Annotated in this window: 22 protein-coding genes; 10 read left to right on the top strand and 12 right to left on the bottom strand. The window is 35.8% G+C overall.

What is annotated here, in order from left to right:
- The first annotated feature begins 19 nt into the window (after positions 1 to 19).
- The 3 genes from ABWU73_RS06020 to ABWU73_RS06010 are packed head-to-tail and all read left to right on the top strand — an operon-like array spanning position 20 to position 1,121.
- The gene (locus ABWU73_RS06020) at positions 20 to 148 is read left to right on the top strand and encodes a hypothetical protein (RefSeq protein WP_256437790.1); all 129 of its coding nucleotides are present in this window, start codon (positions 20 to 22) and stop codon (positions 146 to 148) included.
- Positions 149 to 172: 24 nt separating this feature from the next.
- Positions 173 to 502: a transposase gene (locus ABWU73_RS06015; RefSeq protein WP_264329437.1), complete on the top strand. Its 330-nt coding sequence runs from the start codon at positions 173 to 175 to the stop codon at positions 500 to 502.
- 1 nt (position 503) lies between these two features.
- Entirely contained in the window at positions 504 to 1,121 is a 618-nt protein-coding gene (locus tag ABWU73_RS06010; RefSeq protein ID WP_265017804.1) for a transposase, read from the top strand.
- A 199-nt stretch (positions 1,122 to 1,320) separates the two neighbouring features.
- Here ABWU73_RS06010 and ABWU73_RS06005 read toward each other — a convergent pair whose 3' ends face one another.
- From ABWU73_RS06005 to ABWU73_RS05995, 3 genes are read right to left on the bottom strand one after another with little or no spacing between them, the layout of a single operon-like run.
- The gene (locus ABWU73_RS06005; RefSeq protein WP_007548295.1) at positions 1,321 to 2,325 is read right to left on the bottom strand and encodes an Mrp/NBP35 family ATP-binding protein; all 1,005 of its coding nucleotides are present in this window, start codon (positions 2,323 to 2,325) and stop codon (positions 1,321 to 1,323) included.
- A gap of 7 nt (positions 2,326 to 2,332) precedes the next feature.
- Positions 2,333 to 2,767: an Rpn family recombination-promoting nuclease/putative transposase gene (locus ABWU73_RS06000; protein ID WP_353285477.1), complete on the bottom strand. Its 435-nt coding sequence runs from the start codon at positions 2,765 to 2,767 to the stop codon at positions 2,333 to 2,335.
- Complete coding sequence (locus tag ABWU73_RS05995; protein ID WP_022626216.1) at positions 2,764 to 3,087, bottom strand: HNH endonuclease; 324 nt, start codon at positions 3,085 to 3,087, stop codon at positions 2,764 to 2,766. The genes ABWU73_RS06000 and ABWU73_RS05995 overlap by 4 nt, the downstream gene beginning before the upstream one ends.
- Positions 3,088 to 3,241: 154 nt before the next feature.
- On the opposite strand from ABWU73_RS05995, the gene ABWU73_RS05990 reads away from it, so the two are divergent.
- Genes ABWU73_RS05990 through ABWU73_RS05975 form a run of 4 tightly spaced genes read left to right on the top strand, consistent with a single transcriptional unit; the run spans position 3,242 to position 4,285 of the window.
- Positions 3,242 to 3,544, top strand: a complete 303-nt coding sequence (locus tag ABWU73_RS05990) for a transposase (protein WP_209472831.1) — start codon at positions 3,242 to 3,244, stop codon at positions 3,542 to 3,544.
- Positions 3,529 to 3,963, top strand: coding sequence for an IS3 family transposase (locus ABWU73_RS05985; protein ID WP_144078574.1), 435 nt, complete (start codon positions 3,529 to 3,531; stop codon positions 3,961 to 3,963). Before ABWU73_RS05990 ends, ABWU73_RS05985 begins: the two co-directional genes overlap by 16 nt.
- A 3-nt stretch (positions 3,964 to 3,966) precedes the next feature.
- The gene (locus ABWU73_RS05980) at positions 3,967 to 4,128 is read left to right on the top strand and encodes a DDE-type integrase/transposase/recombinase (RefSeq protein WP_010082071.1); all 162 of its coding nucleotides are present in this window, start codon (positions 3,967 to 3,969) and stop codon (positions 4,126 to 4,128) included.
- Complete coding sequence (locus tag ABWU73_RS05975; RefSeq protein ID WP_010082072.1) at positions 4,121 to 4,285, top strand: IS3 family transposase; 165 nt, start codon at positions 4,121 to 4,123, stop codon at positions 4,283 to 4,285. Before ABWU73_RS05980 ends, ABWU73_RS05975 begins: the two co-directional genes overlap by 8 nt.
- Before the next feature lie 91 nt (positions 4,286 to 4,376).
- On the opposite strand, the gene ABWU73_RS05970 is transcribed toward ABWU73_RS05975, so the two are convergent.
- The gene (locus tag ABWU73_RS05970) at positions 4,377 to 5,780 is read right to left on the bottom strand and encodes an NAD(P)H-dependent flavin oxidoreductase (RefSeq protein WP_264329791.1); all 1,404 of its coding nucleotides are present in this window, start codon (positions 5,778 to 5,780) and stop codon (positions 4,377 to 4,379) included.
- Between the two features lie 144 nt (positions 5,781 to 5,924).
- On the opposite strand from ABWU73_RS05970, the gene ABWU73_RS05965 reads away from it, so the two are divergent.
- Complete coding sequence (locus ABWU73_RS05965; RefSeq protein WP_179947529.1) at positions 5,925 to 6,068, top strand: hypothetical protein; 144 nt, start codon at positions 5,925 to 5,927, stop codon at positions 6,066 to 6,068.
- Between the two features lie 61 nt (positions 6,069 to 6,129).
- Here ABWU73_RS05965 and coaE read toward each other — a convergent pair whose 3' ends face one another.
- Complete coding sequence (coaE, locus tag ABWU73_RS05960) at positions 6,130 to 6,717, bottom strand: dephospho-CoA kinase (protein ID WP_264329792.1); 588 nt, start codon at positions 6,715 to 6,717, stop codon at positions 6,130 to 6,132.
- Positions 6,718 to 7,027: 310 nt separating this feature from the next.
- Positions 7,028 to 8,206 carry a ribonuclease D gene (locus tag ABWU73_RS05955; RefSeq protein ID WP_264329865.1) on the bottom strand — a complete coding sequence of 393 codons (1,179 nt, stop codon included), beginning with the start codon at positions 8,204 to 8,206 and terminating at the stop codon, positions 7,028 to 7,030.
- 133 nt (positions 8,207 to 8,339) lie between these two features.
- On the opposite strand from ABWU73_RS05955, the gene ABWU73_RS05950 reads away from it, so the two are divergent.
- The gene (locus ABWU73_RS05950) at positions 8,340 to 8,738 is read left to right on the top strand and encodes a hypothetical protein (RefSeq protein WP_007548550.1); all 399 of its coding nucleotides are present in this window, start codon (positions 8,340 to 8,342) and stop codon (positions 8,736 to 8,738) included.
- A gap of 1,085 nt (positions 8,739 to 9,823) precedes the next feature.
- Here ABWU73_RS05950 and mutS read toward each other — a convergent pair.
- From mutS to ABWU73_RS05935, 3 genes are all read right to left on the bottom strand, one after another.
- On the bottom strand, positions 9,824 to 12,343 hold the full coding sequence (gene mutS / locus ABWU73_RS05945; protein WP_264329866.1) for a DNA mismatch repair protein MutS: 2,520 nt from the start codon (positions 12,341 to 12,343) through the stop codon (positions 9,824 to 9,826).
- Between the two features lie 274 nt (positions 12,344 to 12,617).
- A complete protein-coding gene (locus ABWU73_RS05940; RefSeq protein ID WP_264329793.1) occupies positions 12,618 to 13,424 on the bottom strand; it encodes an ankyrin repeat domain-containing protein in 807 nt (268 codons plus the stop codon).
- Positions 13,425 to 13,609: 185 nt separating this feature from the next.
- On the bottom strand, positions 13,610 to 13,792 hold the full coding sequence (locus tag ABWU73_RS05935) for a hypothetical protein (RefSeq protein ID WP_006279522.1): 183 nt from the start codon (positions 13,790 to 13,792) through the stop codon (positions 13,610 to 13,612).
- 397 nt (positions 13,793 to 14,189) lie between these two features.
- Here ABWU73_RS05935 and ABWU73_RS05930 point away from each other — a divergent pair, with 397 nt between their 5' ends.
- Positions 14,190 to 14,897: a TerC family protein gene (locus ABWU73_RS05930; RefSeq protein ID WP_038199715.1), complete on the top strand. Its 708-nt coding sequence runs from the start codon at positions 14,190 to 14,192 to the stop codon at positions 14,895 to 14,897.
- 32 nt (positions 14,898 to 14,929) lie between these two features.
- On the opposite strand, the gene guaA is transcribed toward ABWU73_RS05930, so the two are convergent.
- From guaA to ABWU73_RS05915, 3 genes are all read right to left on the bottom strand, one after another.
- Positions 14,930 to 16,492 (bottom strand): glutamine-hydrolyzing GMP synthase, encoded by a 1,563-nt coding sequence (gene guaA / locus ABWU73_RS05925; protein WP_264329794.1) that lies wholly within the window; start codon positions 16,490 to 16,492, stop codon positions 14,930 to 14,932.
- Between the two features lie 1,007 nt (positions 16,493 to 17,499).
- Positions 17,500 to 19,284, bottom strand: coding sequence for a ribonucleoside-diphosphate reductase subunit alpha (locus ABWU73_RS05920; protein ID WP_077188557.1), 1,785 nt, complete (start codon positions 19,282 to 19,284; stop codon positions 17,500 to 17,502).
- Between the two features lie 58 nt (positions 19,285 to 19,342).
- Entirely contained in the window at positions 19,343 to 20,419 is a 1,077-nt protein-coding gene (locus ABWU73_RS05915) for a methyltransferase domain-containing protein (protein ID WP_010082287.1), read from the bottom strand.
- Between the last annotated feature and the right edge of the window lie 82 nt (positions 20,420 to 20,501).

Here is a 20,501-nt window from a genome sequence, read left to right as displayed (position 1 = left end):
AACATTTTGCGAAGGCAGTGTGTTAAATGCTATGGCCGGTTTTGCCTCAAACATAAAGGTGTCATCCCAGTGCTTGACACTGGGATGGCTTTGTTGCATAGCAACTGAAAAAATCTGGTGGCTACTGACAAAATTCATTATAAAATAGCCATTTAACCTTGAAAGAAAAAATATGCCACAAAAAATGAGGGTCAGTAACCATAGCGAATATAACAAATTTCTAGAAAAAAGAGGAAATATTTTTCATTATATCAACGAAGCCATAGAAAAGTGGTACGAGAATGGTCCAAAAATACCAGGTGGCAACAATATTTATAGCGATAAAATTGTAATTTTGGTGCACATAATAACTTGTTTATTTAGAATAGGCCTGAGGCAAACAGTTGGGTTTATAGCAGGATACCTTGAGCAAATTGGGAAAAATTTGCAAGTTATCAGCTATTCACAATCATCAAGAAGGTTTAAGAAACTCAATATTAAGATCAATGATTGCAGAAAATAATATGGAAGATATCGAAATTGCTATAGACAGTACAGGAATTAGTATATACAACAACACTCCTGGTCATAGCAAAGAAAATAGCGAAGATAGAAAGTATCGCAGCTATGAACAGACAAGAAAATTGCATGTAATGTTGAATACAAACAGCAAAAAAGCCATAGCTGTAAAATACAGTAACGGTGTCTACTCTGATCACTATGGAGCTTGTGATTTGCTAAAAGAAGTCGATTTTCAGTATGTCATAAAAGTACTATATGCAGATAGGGCATATGACAGAGAAAAGCTCTATAAGCTGTGTAATCAATATGGTATAAAAACGAAAATTCCTCCGAAAAACAACGCAGCAGAGCATCCAAAGTTAGACTATATGGCTGAGAGAAATTCTGCAGTCAAGCTCATAAAGTCATATGATGAAGATAGTATAAAGAAGTGGAAAAAAGAGATGAGTTATGGAAAAAGATCTTATATAGAAAGTTTTTTCTCGCGACTGAAACAAACATTCGGGTTTAGTTTTAGGAATAAATCTGAGACAAATAGAGAGAAGGAACTACTTGTTAAATACTATTTGCTCAATAAGTTCACTGATATTGGTATGGCTAAATTTGAGATAGCTTCATAAATTTATTGTGCGTTACCTACTATCCGAAGAGCGATGCAACAAAGCCCACTGGGATCCATTCTTCTTTTTTTCTGAATTCCAGCGTCACGCGCTGGAATGACAAAAGCTGCTAATTTTTCATGTAAATAATGGTTATGCAAGCAGTCTATTTTGTAACTAACAAAAGAGGACTTTGATTCGCATGTTTCTCACGCTTATTCTATTGTTTAACTATACTTTGAGCAATGTCTTCATAAATCTCTGCCAAATCCTCACTTAACATTAAAGGATTTCCGCAATCAGAAGCATGGCATATTTGTGGATCTAGAGGAACTCTGCCTAGAAGTTTGATGCCCAGCTCCTCAGACATTTTTTTTGCACCGTCTTTTCCAAATATGTATATTTTTGAGCCGCTTTGAATGAAATAACTCATATTTTCTACAATGCCAATAACCGGTACGCTGAGCTTTGTAAACATATCATAAATTTTGCGAGCATCGATTAAAGAGAGCTCCTGTGGAGTTGAAACTATTATCGCCCCAGTTAAGTTAAAATTTTCCATAAGACTTAAATGCACATCGCCAGTTCCAGGTGGTGTATCAATTATCAAATACTCTATATCGGACCATTTTGTTCCCATTAGCAGACTATAAAGTGCTTTTGTAATCATAGGTCCGCGCCATATTGCTGCACGATCTTTATCGATAAAATAGCCAATTGAAATAGTATGCAGTCCATACTTTTCTATAGGCATTGCTTTACTATCCTGTATTTCTGGCTTTAATTTTTCAGCGCCAAGCATTTTAGGAATTGAAGGACCATATATATCTGCATCAACCAGCGCAACTTTGTGTTTTAACTTTGCTAATGAGAGAGCAAGATTTAGCGCAACTGTGGACTTGCCCACACCGCCTTTACCAGAGGCCACAACGATTATATTTTTCACTCCTTCGATATGTAATTTAGCTTTTTGTTGCCCAGTTTGTTTTTGACAAGTAGCAACCACGGTCACTTTTGTCACCCCCGGTATAGCTTTAACAGCTTGCTCACAATTTCTTCTTAATTCTTCATTTGCTTGCGTGTTACCGGCAACTTCAAGCACAAAACCAACATCTTGACCTTTAATAATAATTGAGGATATTATGCCAAGAGCGATCACATCTTTACCGCTTTTTTGCTCTATGACTTTTTTTAAGTTCTCTCTTACAATTTTTTCGTTGATCATTAGCCTTTTAGGTGATTTCTTCCTGAAGTCGTTTAATCTCAGCTTGAGGAAGGCCGGTTGTCTGAGAGATAATATCAATAGAGATGTCAGCCTTAAGTAGGTTTTTTGCTACTTCAATCTTTCCTTCAATCTTTCCTTCAATCTTTCCTTCAATCTTTCCCTCATCAAGTTTTTTAGCGAGGATGCCTTCTTCTTTCCGCAGATCCATTATTCTTTCTTCATATGCTACTAAATCTTTTTCATTCCAGCTAAACCTGTCTAATTCATCGTAGGCTAACTTTATTATTGGTGCTTTTTCTGCTATTTTCCTTAAGTCTTCTTCCGTAGTTTCATCTGCATATTGTTGTCTAAGTGAAGAAGGTCGCCCCTCCTCACTCGACTTCAAAACCGTACGTGAGACTTTGCGCCTCATACGGCTTCTCTCCAATTTGGAGCTTTTCATGCACACCTCCTGTGTAATTCATCGTGACAATGTCCATGTAACAAAGATAAGTTTTTGATCATGTTGTTTCGTCTATTCCGGTCTTTGTGATGTATTTCTATTGTATCATCACTTTTAAACCATAGTCTACAATTATCACATTTACTTTGTTGTAACTTCAATAGTTTTATTACTCTTAATGGCTTATCTGGTATTTTTCTCAGACGTTTACCCCAATAAACCCAATCACCATCATATGGAGATCTGGTTTTTTGCACTTTGATATGTCGTTTAATAACATGATCGCTGTGTATAATAAAATGTATCTTGTTACTTGTCATAAAACGCCAGTTATCGTTATTATACTTTTTAAAGTATTTTCTTTTTATCCAGCATTTCCCTTTGTTTGGGTGCCTAAAGACTGACCTTACCCAGAAAAAGTGGAGAGAAAGAAAAGAGTTTTTTTGGGTAAAATAAAATTTTGGAGGATTAGAAATGGTAAGAGAATATACGGCAGAATTCAAATTGGAAGCTGTTAAACTGGCAAATGAACAAAGAAAGGCAGGTCAAACAATTACAAAAATAGCAAGAGATTTAGGAATAAAGGGTGGTTTATTAGGAAAATGGATGAAGAAATATAACGAAAAAAAGTCAGCGGCAAATGCATTTCCAGGTAGAGGTAACATGGCTCCTTACGACAAAGAGAGGTTTGATTTACAAAGCAAGAGTAACAAGGGAAAGAGACATTTAAAAAAAAGCCCTGGCCAGTCAAAAAGAGTAAAATATTTTTTTATATAGTAACTGCTATAAAGTACAGGAATTATGTAGGATTTTCTGCTAGTGGCTACTATAAGTGGACCACAAGAAAAATAAGCAGTAGAGAATCAGCAAATAAAGAGCTACTCGAAGCTATTCAAAAAATATATCAAGTTTCTAAATGTAGATATGGAGCTCCTAAAATTCATGCTGAATTGAAGGCTTTGGGTAAAAGTTGCAATTTGAAAACGGTGCAAAGTATTATGCAGAAAAATGACATCAGGGCTATACTGAGAAGAAAGTTTAAAATTAAAAAACAACAAACAGATAATAGAGCTGTAGCTCCCAATATACTAGATCAAAACTTTATTGTTGATCAACCAAATAAAGTATGGGATTACTTACATCAAAACCAAGGAGGGATGGCTATATTTGGCAGCAATAATTCTCACGTATGGTAGTTAATGAGTAGTGCAATAAATAAACAATTGGTTATGAACTCTTTATTAATGGCCATTAATAGGCGTAAACCTGTTAAAAATCTACTGCTGCACAGTGACCAAGGTTCACAATATACTGCGCAAGGGTATCAATATCTCTTAGCTGTAAAGAATATAGATGAGTAATAAAGGCTGTTGTTACGACAATTCTGTTGCAGAAAGCTTCTTTAGCTCATTGAAAAGAGAAATACTTATTGATACTTCACAACACTCTGCTCAACAAACTAGAACTGCAATATTTGAATACATAGAAATTTTTTATAACAAACAACGTCACTATTAACTATTGCATTCCAGAACAATTTGATGCATCATTCTTTTTGTAAAAAACATTCCACACTTTCTCTCCACTTTTTCTGGGTAAGGTCACTGACTCAATACCCAGTCAATATCCTTTCCACCAGTTCTTTTACTGCCGGTACGTAGCCATTCTCATAAAATGGATCTTGCTTAAATTTGTACACATTGTGCCCGGAAAACATGAGTTCGTTCTCAATATCACCATCGTGTATAACGTTTTGCAGTGTTTTTTGTATGCAAAAACTCCGTGGATCTGGTTTTCGCCCTGTTGAATGGTCACCATGATCTTTCCAATTGCTAAACAAACAATGGCTCAAACATCCCATACAATTGATTTGATCTTCTCTTATTTGTTTAAATTTATCTGGCGTCACAAAAATAACAGTTGAATCTGGGGTTTTCATTGCTTCTGTGTACCCTGCTTTAGTCCATGTATTTGCCAGTTCTTTGTCTTTTGCAGTAAGGTAGATCTTCCTACCTCTGCTACCCATTGCAAATTCACTATTGGATTCTTCGCTGGCATTTTCTGAAAAATTTACTTGATGTAATTTTCGTTCCTGTAACTCACGTATAAAATTATTCCTCACCGCAGATGAATAAAACCCTGTTGGACTGAATTTATTTAAAAATACATCACCTTCTTCTAAAGTGAGTAGCTTCTTTTTCCACTCTGCAGAAATTGGGCTTTCTTTCGTCAAAAGTGGACGAGTGCCAAACTGAAAAGCTATTGGTCCAATTTGCAGATTGTCAAACCAATGTTCCCAATCTTTCAAATGCCACACTCCTCCTGCCATAACAATTGGTGTTTCTGAGAGACCGACCTCGTTCATGAAAGATCTAAGCTCTGCAACTCTTTCAAATGGAGCCTGTGGTAGCTCTGGGTCTTCACTGTTACTCAGTCCATTGTGCCCTCCAGCAAGCCATGGATCTTCATACACTACTCCACCAAGCAAATAGGAAGATATTCTTTGGTAAGCACGCTTCCATAATGCTTTAAAAGCACGCACCGATGAGATAATAGGGTAATAATAAACCTGATATTTAGCTGCAATTTCTCCAAGCCTATAAGGCATACCAGCACCGCAGGTAATACCATGAATCAAACCTTTCGCTCCTTCTAATATGCCATGAAGCACGCGTTCTGCTGCTCCCATCTCCCAAAGTACATTCATATGTACTCTTCCATGACCTTTTGATATTTCATTTGCTATTCTTGCCTGACTAATTCCAGCTTTAATACTATATTCAATCAATTCGCTGTGTTTTTCATTTCTTGTTCTGCCTTTGTAAATCAGCGGCACCAACTCGCCGTTATCATCAATAAGCTTAGCATTTGCACCAGAAAACGTACCCACAGCATCTGCTGCAGCAAATGCTCCGCTTGATCTCCCATCACTAACTGCAATGCCTTTACCACCTTCGATGATTGGCCACACTTCCTTTCCTGAAATTACTATCTTTTTTATCTTATTTTTCAAAACTTCCTCGCAATCTTTCACTCTATTTTACTTAATTACTAAAAAAATGATAGCTGTTTATTTTTTCTTGTATCATTAAAGCTTCTGTAGCTACTCATGCTGTTGTAGTTTGAGAGCAGTTCCCATCGGAAGGGTGTCATTCCAGTGCTTGACACTGGAATCCAGTTTTTGATCAAAAATGTTGCTATAGTGCACAATCAATTTTCCTGGATCCCAGTGTCTGGGCACTGGGATGACACCATAGGGGGCTACTTGGATGACAGGGGAGGGAGGCTGCTGGGATCCTGACAACCGTCATCCCGCTGCTTGTTAGCGGGATCTAGAGATACCGCGGCGGTATGACGTAGAGCTACGTGTTTAGGTTTAATGAATCCACTATATCTTTTACTTGAGAAAAAACATACTCTTTGCTTACACTGGTATCGATAATAAAGTCACTCATCTTCCTTTTCTCCTCAATAGATAACTGAACATCGGAGATTAGATTAAGCTTTTCTTTATCTATGTTGCGTTCGTTAAGTCTTTGAGCTTGCACAACGCTATCTGCATGAACAAAAACAATAAGGTCGCAATATAAATAAAATTTTGTTTCTAATAGAAGTGGCACATCTAAAACTAAAAGTTTTCTATCGATCTTTTTTTCCTTGGCAATAAAAAATTCTAATTCACGCAGCACAGCAGAGTGAACCAAAGATTGAAATTGTTTCCAATTTTCATCGTAGGCTAAGAAATATTTAGACAGTACTGTTCTATCTATTTCACCATTTACTACCACTCCAGGAAAATTTTTCTCTGCATAACTTATTATGCTTTTATCCACTTTATAAAGTTGGTGTACAACAGAATCAGCATCAAATACAGCAGCACCAAACTCTTGAAAGCAATTAGTTACAAAGCTCTTTCCTACCCCAATTCCGCCTGTTAGACCTATAATCATATAACAAAAACACATTAGACTTCTTTCGAAACTATAGCTAAGGTTTCTCTATATATATTAACTAGATTTTCTAGATCCCAGTGTCAAGCACATAACTATACGAACATTGCAATTTGTAGGTGGTGTCATTCCAGTCTGGGATCTAGCTTTTTGGTAATTTTATCGAAAATGTTTGCTCGTTTACAATCAATTTTCCTGGATTCCAGTGTCAAGCACTGGAATGACACCCTACTTAACCGTCATACCGCCGCGGTATCTCTTAGCCACTAACACGTAGCGGGATGACGATTGTCGATAAATCTAAGTTACTTTAGCAACAGTTATTCTCTACCAAATTACTCTGAATTTTGGTTATATTATTTGCGGATTTCACTGCTGAAATCTCAAATTTTGAGCTTGTGTTCAAAAATGATTCAACTGACCTGCCAAAAAAATCATATCTCCACCCCTTGAATAATTTATCTGTCTGTCTAGATATTGACCAGGTTAACTCATCTTTTGAAGAAACTAATTTCCTTGATATGTTACTTTCTTTACATTTACTATCTAAAATAATTGAGAGTATATCAAGTACAGATTTGTCATAATTACTCGATAAGGTATTGTTTTGCTGCATCCAATTTCCCTCATTTTCATTAAAAATATTCACAAACTCTAGTAAATCTGCATCTTTTATATTTTTTGCATTCCTCTTGAGATCATCTAAAATCTCATCAACATGCTCTATATTTTTTTCAATAAAACCAGCTATTACAGCGTTATTGATTATTTTATTACGGTTCATATTATAGCGCTGTGCTAAGGTTTCTTGCCACTCACTAACTGCTTTAACAGTTAGTATCAACCTTGGATTTACTTCATAATTAAATTTCATCCTCTTCCATGCATCTTTTGGATTATGTAAATACTTATTTATATTAACTATTGATTCCATCTCTTCTTGAAACCAACCCATCCTATTATTTTCTTCAAGTTTATTGCACAATATTTGGTGTAGGTCATATAGGTGTATCACGTCGTTTATTGCATAGTCTAACTGATCCTCGGACAACGGACGCCTTAACCAATCTGAATTTTTAGCTTTAATTTTATCCAGTGCTATTCCTTGATATTGCTCCACTACTTTTGAGTAACCAATAAAGTCATGATAATAATGACAAAACATAGCAGCAACTTGGGTATCAAAAATGGGAGTGGGAATACATTTAAACACAGTGAGTAAGGATTCTATATCCTGCCGGCAGCTATGAAACACTTTGGTTATCCCCTGATTTAGCATTATTTTCTTAATGAATGATAAATCAATTTCTGGCACTAATGCGTCTACAATAAAACTCTTCTCTCCGTAAGAAATTTGAATTAACGATAATTTTGGGTAGTAGATTAAATTATTTCTAATGAACTCCGTGTCAACTGCTATAAATTTCGGCTTTTTTGCTATCAACCCCTCACATATGTCCTCCAGCTCCGACGTTGTATTAATTAACATATGTTTTTTATTCAGTGGTTCTATTTTACTACTTATATTAAATTTTGCAATTAGAGTCACTACGAAATTAGTAATGGAGCTTGCTAGTTACTTATAATATTATAAAGTGTTTGTTATGTAGTGGTGAAGTGTTATGGTAGATTTTATAGACCTTTTTCAAGGAAGTAAAGATTTTACGATGTGCATGCACAACGGTTCAGGGGATGCAATATATAATCGATGTATATCTGCTGTAAGAATGGACCCGCCATGTATGCATGGTGAATCTATTCAAGGTTTGTTTGAAAGTTCGTTTGAACAAGGTGTTGTGACTGTTAGAGTGAACTTAGACTTAGAAACTTTAAATGTAGTGGTATATAAATCTCCTCCAACTTCTGATAAGCTTGACGCATTTTCACTAGCATATCAAATAGACAGATATCACATAGATGAGAATACTATAGTTTTTGATGAGAAAGTAAATACAATAAAATTTGATATATCAAATCCTTTAAAACATAAATTTATTACATTTGAGATTTTTAAAAGATAAATTATAATTCTGGTTCATTTATAAAAGGCTAGACTTAACGTGCCAGGCAGGAATTAACTGAAAGAAAAATTGAAGTAGCAAGAATTGATCTAGTTTGATATTACTAATATAGTAAATCTCTGGATATATAATAAGAACTAGATTCCAGCGTCACGCGCTGGAATGACAGGGCTATAGGTATCATCCAAGTAGCCTCTTTCTTGTCATCCCAGTGTCCTGACACTGATTTCCATCCAAAAGGGTGTCATTCCAGTCTGGAATCCAGATTGGACACTGAATTGGTGAGTGTAAAATTCTACGTCATACCGCCGCGGCGCTAACAAGAGATCCCGCTAACAAGCAGCGGGATGACGGTTGTCAGGCTAGCTGTCATCCGAGTAGCCTCCTTTTTTTGTCATCCCAGTGCCCAGACACTGGGATCCAGCCTTTCTGCAATCTCATCGAAAACGTTTTTCTATGCTAGTTTGCTTGTGAGCAAGCAAACTTTCCTGGATCCCAGTGTCTGGGCACTGGGATGACACCCTACTAGCGGAAGTTACTCTCAAATGTTTGTTCATGTTAGCCACAAACATTAAGAAATTTACCAAATGAAAAAAAAGGCAAAAGAAGCCCTGGGGTTATTATCCGCTTTAAAATATTGGCGTTTTTTATGTTTTAAACGCTTGACAAGCGAAATTCAGCTGCTTTTAATTGCAACTAACTTACGCTGCAAATGTTTAAGAAATTTACTAAGCAGAAAAAAAGACAAAGAATCCCCGAGTTAGCTAGTCTTTTACTATCTCTGTCGAGTATTGGCATTTTTTGATGTCTTGTAACGCTTTATAAGCGCGTTCAGCTTATTTAGATAAAAATCTAGATGTAGATGAAGTTTTGTAAAGACATACAGTATCTATATACTGCAAAAAATTGAACATAAGACGCCGATACATTAAGTAATCCTTACCTTTTAATCTGCAGATTGGCGAAAGCAAATACAATAGCTTCACTATCATGATAAGGGAGCTGGCGAAGGGTGTCAAGTAAGTTTTTCGTTTCTATAGCTACTACCACGATTGTATAGGTAATTCTTCACTTATAATAATGATTCAAGCCTTCAGCTCCTCAAACACTTCACTTGCTCTATTTAAAACAGAATCAGGAAAACCAGCAAGTTTTGCTACATGTATTCCATATGACTCATCTGCAATGCCTTCAATTACTTCATGTAGAAAAATAACCTCTCCGTTCCACTCTCTTATTTTTACACAAAAACATTTCACGTTCTTCAAGTATTTGCTTACTTTAGTTAATTCATGATAATGAGTTGCAAAAATGGCGCGGCACTTATTTACATTGTGAATATGTTCAATCACCGCCTGTGCAATAGATAATCCATCATACACCCCTGTGCCCCTACCAATTTCATCAAGTATCACCAAGGAACGGTCCGTTGCCTGATTTACTATCGTTGCTGTTTCGATCATCTCTACCATGAAGGTAGAATAACCAGCTGTTATATTATCCGTTGCGCCAACCCTGCTGAATATCTTGTCAATCACTCCAATATGTGCACTCTCTGCTGGCACAAATGACCCCATGTGAGCTAAAATTGCAATGAGAGCGTTTTGCCTCAAGAAAGTGCTTTTTCCAGCCATATTAGGACCAGTAATTAGATGTATACCAGCTAAATTGATGCTATTTGCAATGAATTTATCGTTAACTTCAACCACTGGATGTCTTCCGCTACAGATATTGAACTCTTTGCTGTCATCAATAATGGGTTTTACGTAATTATTTTGCACTGCAAGCTCTGCAAATGCGGTTCTAATATCAAGTTTTGCCAAAGCATTTGCAGCAAGAGCAATTTTTTCAGATTCTTTAGCGACTTCACTACACAGTTCACTAAAAATTTTCATTTCTAAGCCGATTGCAGCATCACGTGCCGTAAGAATTTTATTTTCTAGTTCTTTCAATTCATTAGTAGTGTAGCGCATGCTATTTGCTAAGCTTTGCCTATGAATAAATATATCCGAAGTTATTTTGTGATTTGCCGACACTTCAACGTAATAACCAAGTATGTTGTTGTGTAATATTTTGAGTGCGGCAATGCCAGTTAGGTCGCGATAAGATTCACGGAGTTTGGTTATTAGTTTATTACTATTATTTAATATGTAGGATAACTCAGATAATTCTGAGTTGTATTTTGAGTGAATAAATCCTCCTTCTTTCACGGAACTGAGGTTATTATCGAGTATAGCACTATTTAACAGTTCAAATAGGTCTTTATGATTGCCAAGGCTTTTATGTATTGTGCTTAGTTCACTCTCGTCACTACTTATCACCTGAGTGGTAGACACTGACTCCTTTTCTCTAGATTCCAGTGCCAAGCACTGGAATGACATCTGAGAGTTAGCTACTGGTTCTTCACTTAAACAATAATTATGCAAGGTAGACAGAAACTCAGACAACTCTAAAGTTTTTCCTAGGCCTATTTTCAATAGGTTCATATCCTTTGGTGAACCACGCCCTAGTATTAAGCGCGATAAAGACCTCTCAATATCCGGAATGTTAGATAATATCTCTCGTATTTTTCTGCGTGGCTCATGATTATTTACAAAAAATTGAGCGGTGCTGAGCCTCAAATTGATTGCCTTGGAGCAAGCAAGTGGTGAAGCGAGCATTTGCTTGAGCAGGCGTCCACCAGAGGCTGTAACTGTGTGATCAATAACTGAAATTAGTGAACCTTTCTTTTCACCAAATTGAGTTGAAAATAACTCAAGATTTCTCCTTGCTGAAGCATCAATAAGCATGAAATTTTGTTGCTTATAGGTTTTTGGGAATTCAAGCCTTGGAATAGAGCCCCTTTGTGTTACTCTGACATATTCAAGCAGTGCACCACACGCCATGATTTCTACTTTGCTGAAATTTCCTATACTCCCAAGTTCCCTGATTTTATAAAACTCGCATAATGTTCTGTGAGATTTACTATACTCAAAAAAGCTCTGTGCGTGTTGCGTAATTGATATTTTATAATTTTTTAAAATCGATCTAATTTTTTCGTCCTCAGTGAATTTTTCAGAAATTAATAATTCTCTTGGTGATATACGCAACAAATCACTATCTAGAGCTTTCAAACTCGTTAAAGTGTGAAAAAATTTTCCCGTCGATAATTCAAGCCAACTAATAGCATATTCGTCATTTTGTTCAACTATGGACGCGAGATAATTATTGCTTTTATCCTCCAGTAGTGAATCTTCTATAATTGTACCTGGAGTTACAACTCGCACTACATCACGTTTTACTATGGATTTATAGCCCCTCTTTTTTGCTTCATCAGCAGTTTCTAATTGATCACAGATTGCTACTTTGAATCCTAAATCTATTAGCTTGTGCAGGTAAGACTCACTACTGTGTGCTGGCACTCCACACATTGGTATTTCTTGCCCACACGAATTACCTCTCTTAGTGAGCACTATATTCAGCAATTTCGCAGCTTTAATAGCATCATCGAAAAACAACTCATAAAAATCTCCTAGCCTATAAAATAGCAGATGATCCTTGTATTGAGCTTTCAGGTTCAAATACTGCTCCATCACAGGGGTGTTTTTTTCTTTTACGAAGCTCATAATATTTTTTAATATATTGTATTGATAAACGTTATTATAGATTATATTGCACATGTGAATAACATAAATTTTAAATAGGTGTATAGAGGGGAAAATTTAAAACAATTAAATTTCTTGGATCCAAGTAGTCAGGACACTTGGATGACATAAAGAGTAGGAGTATTTGATGACAAAAAAGCAAAAACACAGTTGTCATTCCAGCGCGTGACGCTGGAATCCAGAATATCCTAATTACAAGGTTTATTATTTAGTTTGAAAAATACTATAGCTTTTTCTATGTAAGTTGTGGCCCCTTTTTACCATTTGCGACAGTTGTATCATCAACAGATATTTCAGAGCTAACAGTGCTAATAGTTTTTTCTATCGCTTTAGCCTGTTCATAGTCTTGACTCAAAAAATACATGGCCAGTCCAATAGCTATACTAGCAACAAGAGAAGATGCTATCATTACACCTAGTATCATACCACCAGAAAGACTTACTGCAACACACACACCAGCTCCAAGTACAACACCAAGAAAACCACCAATTATTACGCCAGGCACCAAACTGCCTACCATAGCGCTTTCTTTTTTCGTATTAGCTTGTTTTTTCATACTTTTAATAAGCACTTCTTTTGTTTTTCCTTGAGCTAAATCTGAAGGAATTTTATTATCCGCGTTTTGTATCAAAGGATTTGCACTATATGTAACAAGAAGGGTGGTTATTTCTTCAGTTTTATTACCTATAACTGCATGATGTAGTAATGTATTTCCCTCTTCATCTTTAAAGTTTATATGAGTACGAAATTCTTCATCTAGATTTCTTATTGGGTTGTTTTTTGCATATATCCCAGATTGTATTGCTCTATCTAAGCATTGTATCACTTGTTCTAGTGATTGCTCGCCAGGATTTTGTATAAAATGAAGCAGAATTTCGTGTACTATCGCTTCCTTTGTAGTTTTTGGGCATCGTAAAGCGTAATTAAATGTCTGTGTAGTAATAACTTCTTCTTTTCTTTTTTTAAGAACAACCCTTAAATCTTCAATCGCCTTTTCACCATCTTTTATTCCAAGAATTATTGAATCCAAATTATTTATCATGCTATCCTCCTTGGTTTGATTGCATTACTCATTAATAAATAATATAATAAATCCTGCTAAAAGTCAAGCAATTAATTAATAAGTTAATATAATCCTCCAAAAGGAGCTCCTTACTTTTTGTTCAGCATGTCCATTGGATCAGACTCTTTAAGCTTGCTGTTTGCTGAATTTATTCATCACAATAGCTACAATGTGCTATCGAAGTTCTCTGTAATCTTAGTTGGTTCTTCTAGAATATTCAAAATATCAGTTGCACAATAAACCCGATCTCTCTTTCCTTGAGAAGTTTGTGAAACGATGCCTAAATCTTCAAGCTTTACGATTGCTCTTTGGGCTGTTGTAAATACGACACCTAAGTTTTCAACCACTTTCCTTATAGTAAAGTAAGGGTTTAAAGACTATTAACTAAATCATTGTCCCATTCAAATTTTGGTGGCAAGGGGCTTGGTATAAATGCCTGATAACCAGCGAATACTTTGCCTGATGGTGATCCTTTAATATACATTCATTCAACCGAGCACACTATTTTTATAGTATATATTATTTTCAAATAAAGTCAAAAATGAAAATAAGGCTTTATCTTATTTGCGTGCATGAAAATAAGAAACTCTCTTATTATTGATTTTGCTCAAAAACGAAAATAGAAGAAGCTGCTGAACTTTATATATCCTGTTTTTCTGGAGAACTGCTATAAAACTTCTGAGTGAAGTCACTTAATTTTTACACATCTATTGTAGAGTAAGAAGAACCGAATTTGAAACAAAAATGCTAACTGATGCTTGGACTTTACTGACACTTACACTACTTGAAACTATACTTAGTGTAGACAATTTAATCTTTATTTCTCTAGCAATAGATAAGGTACCAAATGCGCTGAGAGAAAGAGTGCGCCTTATGGGCCTTGGATTAGCACTATTAATGCGTTTTGTAATACTATTTTTTACATCATCTATATTATCAATGCAAAAACCTATATTTCACACTGCATCAGCAAGGGATTTACTTATGATCGCAGGGGGATTATTCCTTATTGTTAAGAGCTCTATGGAGTTACGGGATGACATCTTTGTATGTAAGAAAAATAAAAAGAAAGCAAACGTTAAATCAAAATTTTTTTTAGTTGTGCTACAAATTATATTAATAGATTTAGTTTTTTCGGTTGATTCGATATTAACTGCTATAGCACTAACTTATAACATGGTAATAATTGCTACAGCATTTACATTTTCCATGCTAGCAATGCTGTTTTTATCAAGTTATACCGCCCAGTTAATCAAATCTAACCCAGGGTTAAAAATAATCGCCATTTTATTTATTTTACTTGTCGGTGTGTACCTCATACTTCATGGATTTCATATAGAATTACCAAAAGGATATTTGTATTCTTCATTTATGTTTGCACTGCTTGTGGAAATTATAAGCAAAATAAAGAAAATTAACCGTCATACCGCGATTCATTCGCGGTATCTCTAGATCCAGCTAACAAGCAGCGGGATCTTTTTGATTTACTCCCACTCAATAGTTGCGGGTGGTTTAGAAGTGATATCATAAACAACTCTATTTACTCCGGGAACATTATTAACAATTATACTGCCGACATTGCGTAAAAAATCCCAAAATACTAGCAAGTGTTGATCCTTATCTTCAAATGGAAATGCATCGGCTGTCATACCATCAGATGATGTTACAGCCCTTAAAGCACAAACATGTCCATACGTACGACCATCTCCCATAACGCCTACAGTTTTTATTGGTAATAATACAGCAAAAGCTTGCCATATCTTATCGTATAGATCGTAATTTTTCATCGTATTAATATATATTTCATCTACTTCTTGCAATATTCGCACCTTTTCTTCATCGACTTCACTTATAATCCTCACTGCAAGTCCAGGTCCAGGAAATGGATGTTGAAATATTATCTCATCTGAAAGCCCAATTTCTTTTCCAAGTAGCCTTACCTCATCTTTAAAGAGGTAGCGTAAAGGCTCCACTAGCTTCAGGTTCATCTTTTCTGGCAACCCACCAACATTATGGTGAGACTTAATTGTACTAGTGTTGTTTGAGGCATGCCCTGACTCAACTACATCAGAGTAGATGGTACCTTGCATCAAAAAATCCACATCACCTATTTTTTTTGCTTCTTCTTCAAACACTTCAATAAAAGTGTTACCGATAATTTTTCGCTTTTCTTCTGGATCAGTTATTCCCTTCAACCTACTCAAAAATAAATTTGATTTATCAACGTAATTTATCGGAATCTCTTTCAACATAGCGATGGTTTGGTTCTTGCGTAACAACCCAGTATCGATAAAAATACAGTTCAATTGTTTTCCTATAGCTTTATGTGTGAGAGCCGCTGCAACGCTTGAATCAACCCCACCACTTACTGCAGCGATTACTTTTTTCTCTCCTACTACATTTTTGATTTTTTCCTTTTGCTCCTCAATAAACGACTTCATTGTCCAGTCTCTTTTGCAATTTGCAATATCCAAGAAGTTAGAGAGCAATTTACTGCCATTTGTTGTGGGCTTAACCTCAGGATGGAACTGAGTACAGTAAATCTTCCGCTGTTCGTTGACAATCATTGCAATTGTTTGATTTATCACACCTGATGCGATAACAGTAAATCCCTGTGGTATAGTATCAACACTGTCCGCATGGTTCATTAATACATCCACTTCAGAATTAACATCCCAGGTATCCTTTACAATGGGGGATTCTTTTAGTATCTTGATTTTAGTTCTACCAAACTCCTGTTTGAAACTCTCTTTTACTTTTGCTCCAAAATAATGACAAATGAGTTGCTGTCCATAGCATATTCCAAGTATAGGAACGCTTGTTGCCTCATTAAGTTTTATAATTTCATGTACTATTCTACTTGTTTCAGAACAATCATCATTTACAGATTGTGGTCCTCCAGAGAGAATAAACCCATTGAATTTTGATATTGTTTCAAAACTGACGCTGCTTGGAAATATTTCACAATAAACGCCCATTCCTCTTACTTGTCTTGCGATAAGCTGTGTAAACTGTGAACCAAAATCAATAATGGCAATTGCTGACAATTTGCTCCTCCATATTATTTAAAATGATATCTGATAATAAAGAAAATAATGGAGTAAGTAAACCAAGACCTGTTTAAAAGCTTTAACGCGTGGTACAAGTTAGCTATATAGCTAATTTTCCTACACCATACCGCTACGACGCTAACACGTAGCGGGACGACGAGCTTATCGTCATACCGCGATTCATTCGCGGTATCCCTTAGCCGCTAACAAGTAGCGGGATTATCTTCATGCTGCCACGAACCGTCATACCACCGCGAACCGTCATACCGCGATTCATTCGCGGTATCTCAGCCGCTAACAAGAGATCCCGCTAACAAGCAGCGGGATGACGAGGTATAAACTTTATCGTCATGCCACCGCGAACCGTCATACCGCGATTCATTCGCGGTATCTCGGCAATAGATCCCGCTAACAAGTAGCGGGATGACGATTGTCGTTTAGCCATAAATGTTTAAGAAATTTACCAAATGAAAAAAAAGGCAAAAGAAGCCCCATGGTGGTTGGCTATTTACTATGTACTAAAATATCGGCGTTTTTTTTATTCTAAAACGCTTGATTAAGAGCGATTTAGCTGCTTTTAACTTGCAACTAACCTACACCGCAAGTGTTTAAGAAATTTACTAAGCAGGAAAAAAGGCAAAGAAACCCCGTAGTAGCTAGCATTCAAATTCTCCCTTGTCAATTTGACGTTTTTTGCTGTCTTAAACGCTTTGTAAGCGCGTTTCGGCTTATATAGGTAAAAACCTAAAAATTTTTAAAGACATGCGATGCACGTAGTGCGAAAAATTAAACATGAGACGCCAAATACCCTAAGTTTTTTGTCATTAACCTGCACAGATTGCGAAGATAAATAAATAGCTTCAGTTTTATGATAAGGGAGCTGGCGGAGTTTGTCAAGAAAGTTTTTTCGTTTCTATTCCCAATAAAAGTGCGTTATATGGTTATGCAAGAAGTCTATTTACCCATTTGCTTAACTTTCTCTCTACTTTTTCTGAGTAAGGCCGCTATTGGCATGACAGACATTCATCGTAGTCAATATCTGTTTTTTGTTGCAATATTTCACTTTTTTTGAATATGTCATGCGAGACCTTATCGGCTCTCTGCATTGATTGTGATCTGCAGTAATATAAGCTCTTCAATCCTTTTTTCCAAGCAAGCATGTGTATTTTGTGCAAGTAACGTTTATGTACGTTGGCAGGTAAGAACAGATTTACTGATTGAGATTGACAAATATACGAAGTTCTATTACTTGCATGTTCTATAATCCATCTTTGGTCAAGCTCGTACGCTGTTTTAAATGTCAATTTTTCATGCTCACTAAGAAAATCTAAATGCTGAACGGAACCCTCGTTTGTTGAAATTGAAGACCATATTTTATCATTGTCTTGATTTTTTTCTGCTAATAGTTTTTGCAAGAATTTATTTCGCACTACAAATGAGCCTGTAAGTGTCTTTTGTATGAATACGTTTGCTGCGTATGGTTCTATTCCAGGGGAGGTATTACCTGCAATAATGGAGATCGAGGCAGTAGGAGCAATAGCGAGTTTGTGTGTAAACCTTTCCATTAGATCAACTTCTTTGGCATCAGGACATGCTCCCTTTTCTTCTGCTAATTTTTTAGAAACTATATCTGCTTGCTCGCGTAAATACTTAAATATTTTTTTATTCCATTGTTGTGCTGTTACTGATTCAAAAGGAACCATTTTGCTTTGTAAAAATGAGTGAAAGCCCATCACACCAAGACCAATACTGCGTTCTCTGGCTGCAGAATATTTTGCTCGCTGCATTTCATTCGGTGCTTTATTTATGAAATCTTCCAATACATTATCAAGAAAGCGCATTATATCTTCTATGAAGAGTTTATTGTCTTTCCATTCTTCGTAGTACTCAAGGTTTACGGATGATAGACAACACACAGCAGTGCGTGACTTATTCAGGTGATCATAACCTGTGGTTAAAGTTATTTCACTGCATAGATTTGACATCTTGATGTCTAAGTTGAGCTTTTTGTAAGATTCTGGCTTATTGTTATTTGTTGCATCAAGGAAAATAATGTAAGGTTCTCCAGTTTCAACTCTTGCTGTTAATATTTTGATCCATATATCCCGCGCTTTTACAGTTGAAATAACCTTATTGTTGTGAGGGCTTATTAAATTCCATTCTTGATCATTCTCAACAGCCTGCATAAATTTATCTGTTACTATTACAGCATGATGTATATTTAACGCTTTGCGATTTGGGTCACCGCCTGTTGGCTTGCGTAAATCTAGAAACTCTTCTATCTCCGGATGAGATACAGGAAGGTAGACTGCTGAACTTCCTCGCCTTAGGGATCCCTGACTAATTGCAAGCGTTAGAGCATTTTGCACTACAATAAATGGAACAATTCCTGATGTTTTGCCGCTACCCTTTACGCTTTCGCCTATTGAGCGTAAATTTCCCCAATAACTACCTATGCCTCCTCCACGTGCAGCAAGCCAAACATTTTCGTTCCATAGATCAACTATTCCCTGCAAGCTGTCTTCGGTTTCATTAAGAAAGCAAGAGATAGGTAACCCTCTCTTAGTGCCACCATTGCTGAGTATTGGTGTTGAAGGCATGAACCACAAGTTGCTCATGTAGTCATAAAGACGCTGCGCATGTTCTTTATTATCAGAATAGTAATTAGCAATACGTGCAAAGAGGTCTTGATAACTTTCATTTTCTATTAAATACCTGTCTGATAGAACTGCTTTTCCAAAGTCGGTTAATTTGCTGTCCTTTGCGTAATTAATGGTAATGTTATTCATAAAGTTCCTTTTATTCTTTTATTATATATAGGTACTTAAAAGTCATTTTGAGCGATTTTTAAGTTAGGTTTTTCGGATTTTTTTGTTGATGCTGTAATGCAAACAAGATACCGTCAACCTGACTGCCATATATTTTACAGTAACTCATATAACTTATTTGCATATTTATTTCTTTTGCAACATGTTGAACATAACTTTCTGAGTGACGAAAATAGTCTCCTTTGTTTACAAAGTCAATACCTTCACCTTCCTTTCTTCTTATTAAACATACAATAACTCCTTTTTTGCTCGTAGATCTTTTTGCTAATTCCAACTCTTCTTGAAAGTCATGTAGATAATGTAGCACTTCAGCAAAGATAATTACATCATACTGCTGGTTTTTCTCTTGTTTAAGAAACTCTTTCATTTCCATATGTATTAATTCATTGTAAACAGGCTTACCTTTTATAAAGCATCCTCTTGCGATATTTAGCATTCTACTTGAAATGTCAATTCCTGTTATATGGTTTCCAATACTATTTATTTTCAAGAAATGACCACATATTCCAGTTCCACAACCAAGGTCGAGTATATTGAGCTCAGAAGTGGAGTTGTTGAAGATTTTTGTAATTATCATGTGTACAAGTTCATGCCCTCTATATTGTTTGGCAATCAACCAATGCTCAACAAAATATTCACCTGTGTAATCAAAATATTGTCTTATGAGGTTTTTTGGCAATTCTGTAATAGGCGCTGAGTTTGTCATTTTTTTTATATAGTAAGACGCCTCCTCGTGGTCATTATCTAATTTTAGTGCCCTTGTTAAATAATTATAAGCTTTGTTAGTATTCCCTACCGCAAAATGACACCTTCCGATGTTATACCAGACTATAGGTAAATGGGGGTAAAATATGCTAATTAACCAAAATCGTAACTTTGCATCTGATATGCTACCTTTATAAAAGTGATATAAACCGATTTCAATGTTGGTGTTTAACAGGTTCTTAGATTTTTTAAGAAGCACTGTCATTTCTTTATGAAGAGTATTATATTTATTCACAATGAAGTGTTTTACTTTCTTAATATTTAATACGCCAATGAGCTTAGACATACAATTTAAAGCAACGTTTTTTATAAAAGAGAGATTACTTTTCATACGTTAGAAATACTCCGAATGTTTATTATCATTTTTAGGCAATTGATTTTAACACATTTTATCTTACAAAATATCTTTTTTA

The organism is Wolbachia endosymbiont (group A) of Andrena helvola (assembly GCF_964028415.1).
GTDB classification, from domain to species: domain Bacteria; phylum Pseudomonadota; class Alphaproteobacteria; order Rickettsiales; family Anaplasmataceae; genus Wolbachia; species Wolbachia pipientis.
The sequence above is the reverse complement of the archived record's forward strand: the minus strand, read 5'-3'. Positions and strand labels throughout refer to the sequence as shown.